Origin of the sequence: Pseudomonas helleri, assembly GCF_009600315.1 — a bacterium.
GTDB lineage: Bacteria > Pseudomonadota > Gammaproteobacteria > Pseudomonadales > Pseudomonadaceae > Aquipseudomonas > Aquipseudomonas helleri_A.
In genome coordinates this window covers 165,091-182,341 of record NZ_WIWC01000003.1, presented here as the reverse complement: position 1 = coordinate 182,341, position 17,251 = coordinate 165,091, and the positions used below count along the sequence as shown (strand labels likewise).

At 48.9% G+C, this 17,251-nt stretch carries 16 protein-coding genes and 1 pseudogene; 6 read left to right on the top strand and 11 right to left on the bottom strand.

What is annotated here, in order from left to right:
• Positions 1-272 precede the first annotated feature (272 nt).
• Entirely contained in the window at positions 273-758 is a 486-nt protein-coding gene (locus GHN86_RS03340) for an acyl-CoA thioesterase (RefSeq protein WP_153377625.1), read from the top strand.
• Between the two features lie 75 nt (positions 759-833).
• On the opposite strand, the gene pdxY is transcribed toward GHN86_RS03340, so the two are convergent.
• Entirely contained in the window at positions 834-1,706 is an 873-nt protein-coding gene (pdxY, locus tag GHN86_RS03335; RefSeq protein WP_153377624.1) for a pyridoxal kinase PdxY, read from the bottom strand.
• A 113-nt stretch (positions 1,707-1,819) separates the two neighbouring features.
• On the opposite strand from pdxY, the gene GHN86_RS03330 reads away from it, so the two are divergent.
• Entirely contained in the window at positions 1,820-2,236 is a 417-nt protein-coding gene (locus tag GHN86_RS03330; RefSeq protein ID WP_153377623.1) for a DUF3301 domain-containing protein, read from the top strand.
• Positions 2,237-2,474: 238 nt separating this feature from the next.
• Here GHN86_RS03330 and GHN86_RS03325 read toward each other — a convergent pair whose 3' ends face one another.
• The 3 genes from GHN86_RS03325 to zigA all read right to left on the bottom strand — a co-directional run bounded on the left by GHN86_RS03325 (position 2,475) and on the right by zigA (position 5,392).
• Positions 2,475-3,461, bottom strand: a complete 987-nt coding sequence (locus GHN86_RS03325) for a CobW family GTP-binding protein (RefSeq protein WP_323369161.1) — start codon at positions 3,459-3,461, stop codon at positions 2,475-2,477.
• Between the two features lie 78 nt (positions 3,462-3,539).
• Positions 3,540-4,187, bottom strand: coding sequence for a DUF1826 domain-containing protein (locus GHN86_RS03320; protein ID WP_153377621.1), 648 nt, complete (start codon positions 4,185-4,187; stop codon positions 3,540-3,542).
• A complete protein-coding gene (zigA, locus tag GHN86_RS03315) occupies positions 4,184-5,392 on the bottom strand; it encodes a zinc metallochaperone GTPase ZigA (RefSeq protein ID WP_153377620.1) in 1,209 nt (402 codons plus the stop codon). Before zigA ends, GHN86_RS03320 begins: the two co-directional genes overlap by 4 nt.
• Before the next feature lie 144 nt (positions 5,393-5,536).
• Here zigA and folE2 point away from each other — a divergent pair.
• Positions 5,537-6,429 (top strand): annotated as a pseudogene (folE2, locus tag GHN86_RS03310) (GTP cyclohydrolase FolE2).
• Between the two features lie 47 nt (positions 6,430-6,476).
• Here the strand turns inward: folE2 and GHN86_RS03305 are convergent.
• Entirely contained in the window at positions 6,477-6,998 is a 522-nt protein-coding gene (locus GHN86_RS03305; RefSeq protein WP_153377618.1) for a DUF3617 domain-containing protein, read from the bottom strand.
• Positions 6,999-7,132: 134 nt separating this feature from the next.
• Here GHN86_RS03305 and cls point away from each other — a divergent pair, with 134 nt between their 5' ends.
• Both cls and GHN86_RS03295 read left to right on the top strand, forming a co-directional pair.
• A complete protein-coding gene (gene cls / locus GHN86_RS03300) occupies positions 7,133-8,572 on the top strand; it encodes a cardiolipin synthase (protein ID WP_153377617.1) in 1,440 nt (479 codons plus the stop codon).
• Positions 8,573-8,707: 135 nt separating this feature from the next.
• Positions 8,708-9,190, top strand: coding sequence for a hypothetical protein (locus GHN86_RS03295; RefSeq protein ID WP_153377616.1), 483 nt, complete (start codon positions 8,708-8,710; stop codon positions 9,188-9,190).
• On the opposite strand, the gene cfaB is transcribed toward GHN86_RS03295, so the two are convergent.
• From cfaB to GHN86_RS03265, 6 genes are all read right to left on the bottom strand, one after another.
• Complete coding sequence (cfaB, locus tag GHN86_RS03290) at positions 9,181-10,362, bottom strand: C17 cyclopropane fatty acid synthase CfaB (RefSeq protein ID WP_153377615.1); 1,182 nt, start codon at positions 10,360-10,362, stop codon at positions 9,181-9,183. The two genes, GHN86_RS03295 and cfaB, sit on opposite strands and share 10 nt — an antisense overlap.
• A 100-nt stretch (positions 10,363-10,462) precedes the next feature.
• Positions 10,463-11,797 carry a serine hydrolase domain-containing protein gene (locus tag GHN86_RS03285; RefSeq protein WP_153377614.1) on the bottom strand — a complete coding sequence of 445 codons (1,335 nt, stop codon included), beginning with the start codon at positions 11,795-11,797 and terminating at the stop codon, positions 10,463-10,465.
• Between the two features lie 146 nt (positions 11,798-11,943).
• Positions 11,944-12,816, bottom strand: coding sequence for a pyridoxal-phosphate dependent enzyme (locus tag GHN86_RS03280; RefSeq protein WP_153377613.1), 873 nt, complete (start codon positions 12,814-12,816; stop codon positions 11,944-11,946).
• Complete coding sequence (locus GHN86_RS03275) at positions 12,813-14,021, bottom strand: MFS transporter (RefSeq protein WP_153377612.1); 1,209 nt, start codon at positions 14,019-14,021, stop codon at positions 12,813-12,815. The genes GHN86_RS03280 and GHN86_RS03275 overlap by 4 nt, the downstream gene beginning before the upstream one ends.
• Entirely contained in the window at positions 14,018-14,809 is a 792-nt protein-coding gene (locus GHN86_RS03270) for an alanyl-tRNA editing protein (protein ID WP_153377611.1), read from the bottom strand. Before GHN86_RS03270 ends, GHN86_RS03275 begins: the two co-directional genes overlap by 4 nt.
• Entirely contained in the window at positions 14,806-15,510 is a 705-nt protein-coding gene (locus GHN86_RS03265; RefSeq protein ID WP_153377610.1) for a serine O-acetyltransferase, read from the bottom strand. The genes GHN86_RS03270 and GHN86_RS03265 overlap by 4 nt, the downstream gene beginning before the upstream one ends.
• 179 nt (positions 15,511-15,689) lie before the next feature.
• On the opposite strand from GHN86_RS03265, the gene GHN86_RS03260 reads away from it, so the two are divergent.
• On the top strand, positions 15,690-17,030 hold the full coding sequence (locus GHN86_RS03260) for a PLP-dependent aminotransferase family protein (protein WP_153386118.1): 1,341 nt from the start codon (positions 15,690-15,692) through the stop codon (positions 17,028-17,030).
• Positions 17,031-17,251 lie beyond the last annotated feature (221 nt).

The window sequence follows — 17,251 nt, the reverse complement described above, 5'->3', positions numbered from 1 at the left end:
TTGAGTAGGTTTCGCAGCAACAGAACGACAGACACAACCCTTAAGAGAGTGTGTATAGACCGTTTTTAATGTGGGAATTACCCGCTTATCGGGCTTTTGCAGGTTAACACCGCGACTTCCCATAGAAAGACCGTGCAATATATGGAAACAGATACACATAAGCGTGACGGCTGCCATTACGCCAGCGTCCCGTTATCAACTGTTTCAAAAATCGACAAGTATCCGCAGAGATACCCTTTTCACTGCTGCAACACTACCGCGAGCCTGCTGCTATGGAACCCGGAAACGCCCAACTTTCGATGACCGTCTTGATGACGCCTGATATGGCTAATTTTTCAGGCAATGTGCACGGCGGAACCCTGCTCAAGTACCTCGACGAAGTCGCTTACGCCTGCGCTAGCCGCTATGCCGGCCGCTATGTGGTCACGTTGTCTGTGGATCAGGTGATTTTTCGTGAACCGATTCACGTCGGCGAGCTGGTGACCTTTCTGGCATCGGTCAATTACACCGGCAATACCTCGATGGAAGTCGGGATTAAAGTCGTGACTGAAAATATTCGTGAACGCTCAGTGCGCCACACCAACAGCTGTTTCTTCACCATGGTGTCGGTGGACGACGACCGTAAACCAGCTGCTGTACCACCGTTGCAGCCTGTAAACAGCGAAGACAAGCGTCGCTTTATTCAGGGCAAACAGCGTCGCCAAATCCGCCAGGAGCTGGAAAAACGCTATCAGGAATTGAAAGACGAGACGATGTAACACCCGCATTTATGCTTTGCGGGAAATCCGCCCCCACAGGTTTAACAATGCCTGTGGGGGGTCAGATTCAGGTGCTCACAAACTGATCGGTACGGCTTCAAACCGCACACGCGGATGCGCAATACGATCCTGTGCACGCACCAGTTGTAACTCATAGCTGCTGCATGCCTGAGTTTCGAGCAATACCTCATGCACAGCAGCTGCGGTGAACTCAAAGGCCGCCACCAAGCTGTCACCCAACAGCACACGCGCCAAAAACAGGCCTGAGGTCAGATCGCCCACACCCACCGGCTGACGTGGGAAAGCCAATAATGGGCGACTCAGGTACCAATTGCCTTCGGCAGTCACCAGGAGCATCTCAAAACTCTCTAGCGGCTTACCCGGGTAAGACAAATGCTTCACCAGCACCGCTTTCGGACCACGTGCCAGCAGACTCCGAGCCATCGCCAGACAATCGAGCAACGATTGCGGATGGCAACCGCAAAAACTGTCCAACTCCAACTGATTAGGGCAAAGAAAGTCTGCCATCGCAGCGGCTTCTTCCAGAAGAAAATCACTGACTTCCTGCGCCACGATGCACCCTTTCTCCGGATGCCCCATGACCGGGTCACACAGATACAGCGCGTGAGGGTTCACCGATTTAATCCGCGCCACACCGCTGAGAATAGCCCGTCCTTGCGCAGCACTGCCCAAATAGCCGGATAACACGGCATCACAGTTGCCCAGCTCGCCAATCGCCGCAATGCCCTCAACCAATGCTGGAATTTGCTCAGGCGCCAATACTTCGCCTGCCCACTGGCCATATTGGGTGTGGTTGGAGAATTGCACCGTGTTCAATGGCCAAACGTTTACCCCGACGCGCTGCATAGGAAACACTGCGGCGCTGTTGCCGGCATGGCCGAAAACCACGTGGGATTGGATGGCGAGTAAATGAGGTGTACGTTTCATGCCGGATTCCAGACTGCGGATGGATTCAAGCCGCGCAGTATGCGACTAAACACAACCTATACGACAGACTGAAGACGCAGTTAAGCTGAACCCAATCTGTTGGAGTGCACTTAATGCTGACCCTTGGAAATATGTTTGTGCTGATGCTGTTGGCCACAGGCGCTGCCTGGCTGTGGCACAACCACGGCCTGCGTGAGCGCGCCCTGGCGCGGGTTAAACAGCACTGCAAGAACCTTGATATCGAGTTGTTGGATGAAAACGTTGCACTCAAGAAAATAGGCTTTATTGCGGATGCCAATGGCCGTAAACGTCTGGCCCGTGTGTATAACTTCGAGTTCACGGTGACGGGTGAACAGCGACATACCGGCACCATCACACAATTCGGGGCTCATAGCGCAAAAATTGATCTACCGCCCTACCCTATCCCAACCGGCTCCGAATCCGATCTGAGTGAAGTCCCCCCCAGCGCAACCAGCGCGAAAGTCATCGAACTGAGCCAATGGCGTCAGGAACACAAAACTAGACACTGAATGTGCTTAGCCCTCTTCTACCGGAGGCTTTTGTAGGGCCATTAATCAAATCAGCCTGTGGATAACTCTACTCAAGTCCGTAGATACGGTTATGCCTGCCTTACTGAGACCATTGAAATAGAGGCTTTTCAATGAATCCAGGGTGGTGAAACGCTCCACACAGTTAGAATTGTAGGACAATTTTACCAGCACAGAAGTGGGCATTTGCCCGTGTGTTTGAACACTCACCCGACTCGACCTACCTAACTTTCCCATCCTCCAGCGCATCCAGACATTTTCTTAACCCGGATTTGATCAAATCGGGATTCTGGAGTCGGTCAAAGATAAGTTCGATGCGTGAATCCGACCGCCACTCACTGGATTTCCAGTGTTCGATAGAGTTATCCACAGAATTAGTCGAAAACCACCCTCCTTTCGTGCGGACAATGAGTTTTGCGCGGCGCCACACAAGGCTATCAAGCCATGATTGAAGACGGTTTAAATCAAATTGCCTGGAGGGATGCCAACGCCACCCGGCACTCCAGCCATCCTCTCCCAACTGAGTCAGAAAAATAGGCGACTCAGGATTGGTAAATAGGCTTTGTATTTGACTTAAATCCTTATAAATCAATGAGTTATCCACAGCATGAGCAATATTCATATCGGCTACAGGCAGCGAATTTAAAGGGATACAGCCATTCTCTACCCATAAAACAGGGCACTTTGGCAGGCTGCATGCAATCTGCTCACGTTGCTCACCTGGGACACTATTAGATTTATTCATGACGACTAAACCCGCACTTTCGAGGGCTTTTTGTTGGGTCTCAGGCAACGGTTTGCCCTGTGCCATTGCCTGCGTATCAAGCACCATGACACACGGCTGCAAGGCCAAAACTCCGCGCCAAGGCGCCTCACTAAGTTGTTTTAAAATTTGTACCGGATGCCCTAAACCCGACGGTTCTATGAATAACCTGTCGGGACGAGACGTGCGAAGTAGATGGCTCAAGCCAATTTGAAAAGGCGCACCATTGACGCAACACACACATCCGCCCGCCACTTCGGCAATAGCAATTGCAGCGTCACCTACGCTCATGAGCGCCGCATCCAGGCCGATTTGACCAAACTCATTGACCAGAACCGCCCAACGTTCGTGAGCGGGTTTGTGGGCCATCAGGTGCTGAATCAGACTGGTTTTGCCGGCACCGAGCGGCCCGGCAATCACATGGGTAGGAATATTTTGCAGCACGATTACCTGCCTCTGTCTTGATCGAAGCAAGCAATATGCCTTAATCCAAAGCCTGTAGTCGCTGCTTCGGACAAGCTTTTAAGCAAGCCAATCGAGAGTCAAAATCAACCGTCTCTCGCCCTCTTTAACCGCAGGCGACCGATGAATCAGTCCAAAACCTTCGTTGCCTTGCCATTTTTCGCCTTTGAGTAATGCCACCTCACCGACATTTATGTGCTCAATTTTCGAGTTTTCCGTCGGCTCTGAAGTTAATTGACCCAATCGCCGACGCTCAATCAGGCCTTCTTTGAGCCACTGGCTGCCGGGCCCTGCATAGGTGGTAATGAGCCGTAAGGGGACATGATCAACATGAAACCGTGGACACATCGCCTTATCCAAGGCCCGGAGACGCAACCCTATGCGTTTTGCGCCCAGCAGGCATGCGTATGCACTGACTAACCACCCGACGTCGGCAATAAAGCCCTCATAACCTTCCAGATCATGGAAGCGTGAAGCTAAGCCAGGAATAAGCGAAATTGACCGCTCGTCGGATGTATTGAGAATTATTGCATCACTTAATGGCTCACCGAGCGACAGCAACAGAGCCGCAAAATCGGCAATGTGCACGGGTAATTGGCGCTCCCAGAGAGCCAGATTGACGTGGTTATCGAGAATACGCGTCAGTATTTCAGGGCTGCAGCCACTCACTTGATGAATAACTGGCTGTGCTATGGCAGCGCGGATCATATCGCTACCTCTTCCTGCCACTCGCCAAATGGATCATTTAAAAGCTGCCAAGCATTGGTGCCCAGTGCCATTTCCTCATCGCTTAGCAAACAGGCATTGAGCTCATCTTTCAGCACATCAAAATCGATGTGCTGACCGATAAACACCAATTCCTGACGACAATCACCTGTCTCGGGCAGCCACTTTTGCAAGATTTCGGCTTTGGCCTCCACGTCATGCGGCCATTGATCTCGCGGCACGAAACGCCACCAGCGGCCAGCGAAGCCATAACGCATCAAACCACCTGCCTGCGACCAACTCCCGGCCTCCTGATGCTTACTGGCCAGCCAGAAGAAGCCTTTAGAGCGCAGTAATTTTCCATTGACCCAGGGACGGTCAATAAAATTAAAAAAACGCTCGGGATGAAAGGGCCGCCGCGCAAGATAGCCCGTAGAAGCAATGCCGTATTCTTCAGATTCGGGTACATGCTCACCGCGTAATTCTTTAAGCCAGCCCGGTGCCTGAGCGGCACGATCAAAATCGAATCGACCTGTATCGAGAATTTTATTGAGCGGGACTTCTCCCATCAGCATCGGAATAATCTCTGCCTGAGCGTTCAAACGCTTAAGAATGGCGATCAATTCCTCCCTATCACTGCGACTAATGAGATCAATTTTGCTGATTAAAATAACGTCAGCGAACTCAATTTGTTCGATCAATAAATCGGTAATGGAGCGTTCATCGTCTTCGCCCAGTGTTTCACCACGGGATACCAAACTTTCTGCGGCCTGAAAATCCAATAAAAAATTTAAACCATCGACCACAGTGACCATCGTGTCCAAGCGCGCAATATCCGCCAGGCTTTGGCCTGCTTCATCGCGGAAGGTAAATGTTTCTGCTACGGGAAGCGGTTCTGAGATCCCCGTAGATTCAATTAATAAATAATCAAATCGTCCTTCCTTGGCCAACTGACTCACTTCCTTCAGCAGGTCTTCACGCAAGGTGCAGCAAATGCATCCATTGCTCATTTCGACCAGCTTTTCCTCTGCCCGATTCAGAGTGACATCGCGCTGAACCTCACCCCCATCCAGATTGATTTCACTCATATCGTTAACGATGACCGCCACGCGCAAGTCGTCTCGATTACGCAAAATATAATTCAACAAGGTGCTTTTTCCTGCACCGAGAAAGCCGGACAGAACAGTCACTGGAAGACGTTTTGGCATAAGAGTTCCTCATCAGGGTCGGCAGGTTAAAGCGCCCGATTATTTGGGTAGTCATTTCGGCTAGCCGTAATGATACATTATAACAATACACGTCGCGCCAATTGTTATGTTGTAACGCGCCAACCTTTCCTACTGGAATCTCTTATGAATGCTCTGATCCTTCCTGACATCGCCTCGCAAAACACCCACCAAAGTCTCCCTCTGGAATGGGTGGGTATGTGCGGCATAGCGCTTCCCGTGGTTATTAATGGTCAGCTATTAACCGCTATCGCTGACGCAGGTGTCAGCTCGATGACGGTGAGGCACGAGGAATTCATATGTCGCGTCTTTATTTAGCGCTCGAAGCGCTCGAATCGCAGGCCATGAACCCTTCACTTTTAAAAGAAATTCTTCAACAATTTCTCGACAGTCATGACGACCTTTCTGTCAGCGCTTATCTGCGTATTCACACCCATGTCTTGCTAAAACGCGCTGCGCTGGTCAGTCCTCTCAGTGGTTGGAAGCGCTACGAGGTGTGCGTTGATGCATCTCTAAAAAACGGAATGTTCCACGTGGAACTAAATGTCGACGTGAACTACTCATCAACATGCCCCTGCTCAGCGGCTTTGGCTCGACAGCTTATCCAACAACAATTTATTGATGACTTTGCCAATCGAACGTTGATGCATGCAGAGGTACTAGCTTGGCTAGGGAGTCCAAAAGGGATCGTCGCGACGCCGCATAGTCAAAGAAGCACAGCCCATTTAAAGATCCATCTCAGCAACGAGCTGACTGAATTTCCAATAGATTTGATTATTGATAACGCCGAAGAGGCTTTGGGCACAGCCGTACAAACCGCTGTTAAACGTGCAGACGAACAAGCCTTCGCATTAGCTAATGGTCAGAATTTGATGTTCTGTGAAGATGCCGCGAGACGTTTGAACAAGGTGCTTAAAACCACAGCAGGCGTTAAAGGATTTCACCTGAAAGTGGTGCATGCCGAAAGCTTGCACAGTCATGATGCTGTGGCGGAGAGTCATTGGAATGGAGAGCAATAAAACGGCGGGAGTTACGGCAGCTTTTATAAGCTGCCGCAATGTTCGGCTCATGCGCGGGGCTTAACTGTTCCACAGCTTTGTCCCAACCAGACAGCATTTGTATCCATGCTGCCTTTTTGCTGAATACCGGTCGCATTGAACGTGCCACTCACTTGTGTCGAGAACGCTCTATCACTGGCGAATGTGGCGACACCGGCGCCCTGAGCTTTTGGACAACTAAAGCGAAACTTCCACTGATTTCCACTACGCTCAGTAATCTGCTGAGTGCAACCGGACTTCGGGTCAGTCAACGGAATATCGTTGGTCTGAACCTGCTCTGGCGTTAGACATACTCGAACGCCTTTGCCGCCCATGGTCAGTCCCTGATTCTCGAGCTGAGCTTTTTGCTCCGGGGTCATCATGCCCTGCAACTGACCTAACATCAGTTGAAAGTCTGGTAACTGTTGACCGTCTACCTGCATATTGCTGGAGGTCAGCTCCCAAAGACCAGGTTGGAGCATTTGGGCCTGAGCAGACAGCGGAAGGGAAATGCCACAGGCCATAAACAGTCCAAGCAGACGAATATTCATCAAGTAGCTCCTACGGAATTGTCCGTGTTAGACGCTGAAAAATGGCCGAGGTTGCAGCCGTACATTAATAGGACATTCATAACAGAACATGGTCTGTTGTACTAAGCATTGGACATTGAGGAGTAAGGATACGCATGGATTTTCTAGGCCCACACGTTTTCGGATATCTGATTCTATTGGTCCACAGTTTAGGCTTGGTGGCCGCTGTGCATGCGGTACTCACCGTCAGAACGGCACAGGGCTCTATCGCTTGGGCGATGTCGTTGTTCTTTATTCCGTATCTGACATTGATCCCTTATCTGATCTTTGGACGCAGCACATTTGACGATTACATTCGTGCCCGCCGCGATGCCAATCAAGAAATGCGCGAAGCGATCATCGATTTGAACTGGAGGCCTTGGGTTGAAGAAGCCCTTTCCGCCCGAAAGTCCGCTGCATATACATCACTCAGGGCAATGCCCAGGTTAGGACGTATGCCCTGCCTGGCCAACAACTCAGTGCGCTTGCTGATTAACGGCACTGCAACTTTTGACGCCATCTTCAGCGCCATTCGCGATGCAAAGGAGGTAGTGCTGGTTCAATTTTTCATCATCCACGATGACGAACTGGGCATGAAGTTACATGCCCTGTTAATGGAGAAAGCCGCTCAAGGGGTCGCTGTTCATTTACTCTATGACAGCATTGGAAGCCACTCCTTACCCAATGCTTATGCCGAGACGCTTCGCGCAGGCGGTGTACAGGCCCAGGCATTTGCCACCCGCGGTGGGTGGATCAGCCGCTTCCAGGTCAACTTTCGTAATCACCGGAAAGTTGTCGTGGTCGATGGTATTAAAGGATTTGTGGGTGGCCATAACGTGGGGGACGAATACTTGGGTGCCAAACCGCCATTGTCGCCTTGGCGGGACACCCATGTCGAAGTGAGCGGTCCTGTGGTGGCCTGCCTACAAGAATCTTTCGCGGAAGACTGGTTTTGGGCAGCTCGAAAATTGCCACCGCTAATCCTTCCGCAAAGTTATCCGGAAGGCGGCGTACTGTGCCAATTTCTAGCCAGCGGTCCTGCCGACCCCTATGAAACGTGCTCACTGTTTTTTGTTGAAGCTATTCACGCAGCTAACGAACGGGTGTGGATTACCACCCCTTACTTCGTACCTGATGAGGCGGTTTTCTCTGCCTTGAGGCTGGCCGTCTTGCGCGGGGTAGATGTGCGCATTTTGATACCGTCTAGACCGGATCATAAAATTGTCTACGCAGCGTCGAGCTTGTATGCCTTTGAAGCGGTACGCGCAGGTGTAAAAATATTTCGATACCAACCCGGTTTTTTGCATCAGAAAGTGGTGTTAATCGATAACGAAATAAGCGCCATCGGCAGTGCCAATATGGACAACCGCTCATTCCGCCTTAACTTTGAAGTGATGCTACTCACCGTGGACGATGCGTTCGCCACTGAAGTCGAGCACATGTTGCTCGATGATTTTGCGCTGGCAAAAGAGATAACCGAAGCGGATATAAAAGCGACCCACCGGTTACAACAACTGGCAATGCGCGTGGCTCGTTTGGTCTCACCGGTCTTGTAGAACGTGTAGGCAATATCAGTGTTTTGAGTAGGTTATGGCTGAAAGCAAGGTTCAGCCCTGATGTTCTCATCTTCATCACCTAAGCTGAGCGGCCCGACCAAAACCGGCCGCTCATTCTATGCATAGGGACAAAAGATGAAATTTTCTTTGATGGGATTATTGTTCAGCGTGACGTCTATCGCCCACGCCCAACCTCTAGTGCCAATCACCCAATCCACGATTGCCGTAGAGGTTGGAAAGCCCACTTACATCCATCGACTTCACTATAAAAAGATGTACAGCGAAAAACCATTTGAAGAGGCCGTGTTGTATTACTACGACAACGGCCTCTACAAAATTATTTCTCCAGGTGAAAACCACTACGGCGTATACGTGGTTGAGGGGGCATTTACCGATGCTCAATACAATGTCAGTTATATCTCCCTGCCCTCAGCCGATTGGGGCGGGAATGTTGCCCGACACGATCTGACCTTTACAAAAGGCTCTCTGACATTCAAACAGAAAGCCCTTGCTCAAGTGGATCAGAACATCCCGTTGCAATACGGAACGTTCACCCAGGAAACAAACCCGATAGAAAATCCTGCCCCTATCACGTGGCAATCTCAGCCTCAGCGATAAATATCATCTCGGGTCAGCGGTAACTCAAGTGATCCATCAGCGTAGGGTTTAGTCGCCAAAATCTGATCGATGTTGATCCAGCCGTGGGCAAAGGCATACGCACAGCCTGCCAAGTACAACCGCCAAATCCGCAAGGTTTTCTCGGGGACTAACTTGGCAGCTGCCTCAAGATTGTTTTCCAGGCGCTGACTCCAGTGCTCAAGCGTGCGCGCATAATGCCGGCGCAAACTTTCGACATCGACCACCTCCAGCCCGGCTTCACTGATCTCAGCCGTCATCATGGACAGATGCGGCAACTCGCCGTTGGGGAATACATAGCGATCAATAAAATCCCCTGCCCCACGGCCGACGGGACGACCATCGGTGTGCTTGGCCGTAATGCCGTGGTTCATCACCAAGCCACCTTCACGCACTGCCTTGGACAGGATTTCACAGTACTCGCGCAGGTTAGCGTGACCCACATGCTCAAACATACCGACACTGACAATTTTGTCGAATCGGCCATCCTGTGGCAGATCTCGGTAATCGAGCAATTGCAGATCGACCTTGTCTTGAAGACCGTCGGCAATAACACGCTCGCGCCCCAACGCTAACTGTTCTTTGCTCAAGGTAATGCCAAACACCTTGACCCCGAACTCACGTGCTGCAAAACGTGCCAAACCACCCCAGCCGCAGCCCACGTCTAATAAGTACTCGCCGGGTTTAAGTCGAAGCTTGCGACACAGAATACGGAATTTAGCTTGCTGCGCCTCATCAAGGCTTTCTTCGCCTGTCTCAAAATAGCCACAGGAATAGGCCATGTCGCGATCGAGCCATAACTGGTAAAACTCGTTGGACAGGTCGTAATGATAAGAAATAGAAGCCGCATCCAGGGCCTTGTCATGGACGATGCGCACCGGCGCCTGGCCTTCGTCTTCCACTAACGCTTGGCTCAGTTCATCACAGACTCGAATCACTTCACTAATGGAGCCTTCGAGTTCAAGCCGCCCTTCAACAAACGCAGTGCCCAAGAGGTCAAGGCTGGGATGCGTAAACTCAGACACGATTTGTGGGTCCTTGACCACAATGGTGACACTGGGTGAAGGACCGAGATTGAACTCAAGTCCGTCCCAAAGCTTTAGGCGTAATGGAAGCTGAAGTTTCTGTAAGGCTGGTGGCAGTTGCGCGAGCATCAGTGAGTCCTCCTTCATTCAGGCATTGAAATTATAGGGTAGCCGAAGAACTGTAACTGTCAGTGTCATGTAGCCTAAAGCCGTATGTTAGAGCCTGCGTTTAGTCCGCTTGCTTCATTAACAGCTGTGCCATCGCGTCAAATGCTGGAATGGTCACCGGGTCGTTTGCTGAGTTGCTGGCGATAGGATTGGAGGCATAACGCACGATGACCATCTCGGCTTTGGGGTCGATGTACGTGCGTTGTCCGTAAACGCCGCGGGCCATAAAAGCACCATCGGGGTTATGAGTGACCCACCACATATCGCGATAACTGCCACCTTTGAGCAAGTCATAACCGGCTTTGGCGAAGGCCGCTTTATCGCCACCGGCACGAATATCATCCACCACAGCCTTGGGCACGATTTGCTGACCAAGGTACTGGCCGTTATTGCGGATCATCTCGCCAAATCGGGCCATGTCTCGCAGCCCGGTATTCAACCCACCTCCAGCGAAAGGCGTGCCAATCGAGTCAACGGTGAAATAGGCAGACTGCTCAGCCCCCAGCCGCTGCCAAATTTTTTCTGACAACAACTGCGCAACATTCCGGCCAGTTACTCGGGCAATCACCCAACCCAGCACATCCGTGTTAACCGTTTTATAGGCAAAGGCTTTGCCGTGCTCACCCAATGGTTGGACGGTTTGCAAATACTCCATATAGGTTTGCGGGCCGGTGTAATCCTTGGGCTTTGGCAACGGGTTGCCGGCCATAGAGTGTTTCCAAACCTCAGCATCCGGGTCGGCATAATCTTCGCTGTAATCAAGGCCTGTGGTCATGTCCAGCACCTGACGAACAGTCGCATTACCAAACGCAGACTGAGCCAACTCGGGTACATAGTCCGCAATATGTTTATTGGCATCCAGCGTGCCATCGGCGACCAGCATGGCACCCATAGTTCCCACGACTGATTTGGTCATCGACATTGCCGCGTGTTGACCTTCCGGGTTGAGTACACCGAAATAACGTTCGTAAACAATTTTTCCGCGATGCAACACCACGATGCCATCGGTGTAATTGGCTGCGAGCGATTGCTCCCATGTCATGGATTGCTTGCTGCCTAAGGGAGTGAACGTCAATTGATCAATATCGGTGCGTAACGCCTGCGCTAACGGTTCCGGAGCTCCCAGACCTCGTGAAACATTTGTAGTGGGCATTAATTGACGGAAATTTGAAACGCTCCACCTCATAGCCGGGAACTTGAAATAACTACCATCGGCAAAACGAATGATACGATCCGGCGGTGGTGGCGCACCGACCATCCACCCCATCGTCGCAGGGTTGCTGGCAGCAGCATCTGGATACGTCGTGTTATCGGCGGCGTTAGCCACTGATGCGGCAAGGCATGAGATTAAAAAAATAGCACTGGAGCGTGCCTGCTTAACACTTTTTATGAACATACGAATGCCTCTGCATGGAAACTAAACGCAGGCGAATCACTGAAATGAGCCATCCTTTTCAGTTAGTCGGTTCGCCCTAATCGAAGTAGCGTAGACGAATTTTTTCAGAGGCCAGAAAGACTGACTACGTAACTGAATTATTTCAGTCAATTCTGATACCAAAAACCTGCGTCATAGGCAATCGTTATGCAGGTAGTATCTGCATATTCAGGAAGACTGATTAAGCGTTGAGCAACAGAAACACATGCCGCTGCGGTATAGCCAATATAAATTCCGGTTAGCTGGTGAAACCATCCTTGTGCGGTCAGCATTTCGGTATGTTCCACCTGACTCCGCCGATCAACTAATGACCAATCCAAAAAGGGCGGTGAAACTCCGACTGCCATACCCTCAAACCGGTGATCTGTGAATAACCCCTCTTTAGAATCGCATCCAAAAGGTTCCACTAGAACAGTCGATACATCGAAGCCATATTCTTTGAGCCCTAAAGTAATACCTGTGAAACTCGCGCCCGTGCCCGCACAGCCAACAAACAGCAATTTATTGCCTACCCCCGCGTCTATAAGTTGGCAGGCCAACTCAGAAGCCGTCTGATAACGATGAGCATCAATACCTATTGGATTATTAAACTGGTCGGTGTAATAGTAGCTTTTACCCAACTGAACCTGATTTTCCAAGTGAACGCTAACCACGTCTTTTGGAGAAACGCCAGACAGTAAAAGGTGTTTGCCGATGAGCTGAGCACCTACGCATTCAAGGAGATCTCTTTTAGCTTGGCTGAAGCCTAAACCAACAACCAGCTCTACTGGGATTCCATATGGATGACAAGCGGCTATTAAACCAAACCCAAAGTTACCACCGGTTTTTTCTATCACCGTAGTGACACCTGGAATAATGCTACCTTTACGAAGTGCATCTTCAATAATTAAACAGGCAGCCCGGTATTTGTGACTACTGCCAAGGTTATTAATTTCTAACTTGGTGAACAGTCGATCAATTACTTTAATAATCGTGTTCATTTGCCGCCCTGCTCTACAGCGCTCAGGTCACGTGTTTTTTTATTTAATAGAACACAAATAAGCACCAACAGTATTGTGCATAAAACCATGCAAATTGCATTAGTACCTTTCCAACCAACCGTTCCAAGTAATAAGGATGGGGTAAAAGCTCCAATGGTTGCAAATATAGCAATAACTAAATCATTTCTACCTTGCATCTGGATAGCAACAGGATTGTTCTGAAGGGATTGCGCAAGTAATGCCCCTCCCCCAACATAAGTGAGATTCCAACCAAGCCCCAGAAGGATTAGTGACAACGACAAAACACTATAGTTATTTGCCCCTATGTTTAGAACGGTGCAGACCAGCAAAATAATCAGTCCCGTGCAGATTGTATTTTTCATGCCGATTTTTTGAATAATATTACCGGTAAAGAAAGACGGAGCAAACATGGCAAACACATGCCATTGAATAGCGAGACGGACGTCAGAAAAGCTTTCGTGCATGTGTTTCATGTGCATCGAAGCCTGGATCATCAGTACGTTCATGACGCCATAACCCAATGCAGCTACCGCCATAGCAATCACAACAGGTGTGGTATATAAAGATTTGTCTTGGGCGGAGACTTTATTTATATTTATTTCTGCTTTAGTAACAATAAAGTCGTGCGGCAGACAAATAGCAATCAAAAAAGAAATAGCGGCCAATCCAATAAATGAGGCATAGCACAGTGAAAAAAGCGCGAAACCGCCCAAGTCTCTGAGGATTTCGGTGAGTGTGGGACCAACTGCTGCGGCTATGACGCCACCAGCAACCACCAACGAGATGGCTTTAGGTTTTAATGTTTGATCGACATTGTCGGTGGCGGCAAACCGGTTAAAGTTCGCAAATGAAATATAGATCCCCAGTGCAGAGTGACTAATGATTAACATCAAAAAGCTCTGCTTTTCGACTGCCAAAAAACCTATACAGCCAGAGAGCGCAAGAGGCAAAGATCCGAGCATAAACGATTTTTTTCTACCGATTATGCTCATTAACCTGGAAGCCGGATAAGTAGCCAGCATCACGAAAAGAAACTGGAAGCCATAGGGCACTGTGGACAACATGGTTGTAGGCGCCAATGCAGAGCCAACAATAGCTGACATCGTGACAGACATCACGGCGGTTGTTAAGTTGATGGATTGAGCTGTGAAATAAAGGTAAGTGCGTCGAGGAAGTTTGCTCATCGTAGATCACATTCGTGGTAGCGGGATACGTCTATTACAGCGTTGGGAAATTCGCATATAAGCCGTTCTTTTGCTTTCCCTAATCGTTTTCTTCTAACCTTCAGATGGCCAATTAATAAGGGGCTCTCCAGATGAGTACCACCACAAGGAATATTGATTCCTTGGTATGTCCACATCCGCGCGTCCTCGACCTCTTGAACCGCCGTGTGTTTAATGACCTCATTACAAGTAATCAACACATTGGCTCTTCGTTCTATTTCGACAATCTCATCAGAACTAAGAGGATCTTCGACAAGAAAATCAAAGCGTGAAGAATCTTCTTTAATATGGCAGCCAAGGGTCCATTGTTTAAGCTCTTCGCGCAGACTGATGGCTGCGGCATATAAGAAATGACTAGCCGTGTGTGACAAGGTCAACCGTTGACGACGGAAGATGTCAATAGTAACTCGAACATTCATACCTTCCATTACTTGATCAAGGAAATATAAATCATCTGGATGAATAACATGCAGAATGACTCCACCCAATGTCCCCCCTTTGAATCCATCTAGTCTGATAGGTGTCCCGTACAGTTTTTTTACCCAAATAAACCGCATTGTACCGATTGGAAATTCGATGGATCCAAAATCCGCCTCTTGTCCGCCTCCTTCTGGGTATGCAATCGTACTATATAATTCAACGGACTCTGAATTAACACGCACTACTTTTGTATGCGTGGACCTTAAATACTGGTCTTTGTAATAGAGTTTATGGGTACTGCGTAAAATGCTGTTAGTCGGAGTATTCATTTTCTCAATACCACCTGTAATGATGTCTTAACCTGTACCCGAGCACCTGGAGGAATATCTTGAGTAACGATGCAGCCAGGTCCGATTAAGACATCATCGCCAATATCAATGAAGCCTAAAACGCTCGCAAATGCACCGATCTGAACACGGTTTCCAATTTTGGGATGACGTTGAACGGAGGGATTACTACTGATCCCTCTAGCGCCTAAAGTAACCCCTCCGAGTAAGTAGCAATCATCTCCAATAATTGACGTTTCACCAATCACTGTACCGACGCCATGATCAATTATAAATCTGGCACCTATATGGCAACGATAATTAATTTCCGCGCCAGAAAGTAATTTCCCTCGCCTGGAAATGATAGCAGCAAGACATTGTTCAAACGAAGCGAGATATATCCTTGAATTAATATAAACCCAGTTTGCTAAACGATAATGCAGGACTGCAGCGAAGGAGGTGTATGTTTTTGCAATAAGCATAGGGTCGCCGGAAGCGGCAGGGTCCTTGCCCGCAAATGCCATTAAATCTTCAAATACTTGCCTCGTGACATATGCAAGCATTGAGGTATTTCTAAGATGACCAAATTCTTCATGCGAGCAACATTCGAGTAATGCAGCAAGGATAAGATTATGCACCAGCTTAATGGGTTCCTGATCAGATGTTGCTAGGCATTTAGAAGTTGTTACAAACTGTATATCCATAAACGGCCTCTACTCAATATCCAGATTCTGAGTTCCGAGGGCTAGCGCAGACTTTCCCCCTACCATCGTGTGTGCAGGTAACTACATCCTCGCATTAACGTAGCTCCCATAAACACACAGTCGACACGCTTTTCGATTAACTGTTAGGCTGCATTTCCTATCAGTTGGTTAGAGCGATCATGAGTAAAGATGCCCTATATCAATCGCTTAAACAGCGTATAAATGACGGTGAATGGCCAGCTGGACAACGCATGCCGTCGATCAGAAAACTAGCTTTAGAGGCCACGTTCACTTATCACGTTATCGTATCTGCCTATATGCGCTTGGTGAGCGAAGGGATATTGTCTGCCTCTCCAGGAAGAGGTTATTTTGTTGCCAGCAGGATAGGAAAAAACGCTAACAGTCCTGAAACCGAATGTATGGCGGGGGATTCATTATTCAGGCTCTTACAAGGCGGTCCGCAATACACCAAGCTGGGTTGCGGCTGGCTCCCACCTGCTTGGCGAGATACGCAAATGCTGGCCAAGGCTATTCGGCGTACAGCTAGGTTGGAGCAGAGCTCATTAGCAGAATATGGCGACATATCTGGCTATCTCCCCATGCGTAAGCAGCTATGCGTACACATAAAACGCATGACCCGTGTTGACCTTCAGCCTAATCAGATACTGACTACCCTGGGTGCGACCCAAGGTTTGGATTTAGTAACGCGGTTACTGATCAAACCTGGAGATCATGTATTTGTGGACGAGCCCGGTAATGGAAATTTGATTCGGTTGATCCAATTAGCAGGAGGGACCGTTATCGGCATCCGACGTACACAAGATGGGCCGGATATTAATGAAATGGAAAGCCATCTAGCTCAGCACAGCGTTAAAGCTTTTTTCTGCAATAGCACCTTTCACAATCCAACAGGCGGCAATATAAGCCCGCATAACGCATTCAAGGTTCTACGCTTAGCAGTACAGCACGACTTTTTTGTAGTAGAGGACGACGTGTACGGTGATTTCAGTCCTGCCGTTCGCCAAACGTTTGCTGAGCTCGACAATATCGAGAGAGTTATTTATATAGGGAGTTTTTCAAAATGTTTATCTGCTTCCTTGCGCGTAGGCTACATTGCCTGCTCGCAGGAACTGATAGAATCTCTAACCCGCCTGAAAATGTTAACGTGTGTTGCGGTACCAGCTTTTTGCGAACGCTTCGTTAACACCATTCTTACGGATGGTACGTATGCACGACACATGAAAGACGTACAGCAGCGCTTGATTAAACAACAAGTTCTTACACAACAATTATTGCTTGAACGGGGTTGGCAGTTTGATATCACGCCACAAGGCGGAATGTTCATTTGGGCCTATCACACAGAACTTCCGTGTTTACAGCCTTTGATGGATAAACTTGAAAAAGAGAAAGTTTTGTTGATGCCGGGTTCTGCATTTTCAGTGACACGCAATTATCAGAATTATGCACGTATCAACTGCGCACACTTTTCTGAACAACTTGGCCACTATTTTTCGATTTAATTAAGTGTATTTACAATATAAATCAGTCGTTACGCTTATTACGTTTTCACCTTTAATAGTGAAGAATGAAAACAAACAGGAGCCCATAGATGAAAAACTTCCTTAACCGCTATCAAGCATAGAGATCCTAAGGGATCTCTATGCTGCGGCAGTTTTGAAGCTACGAAATAAAGTCTGTCGGAAATAAATAAAGTCTGTCGCTGCTACTGACTGCTACCAGA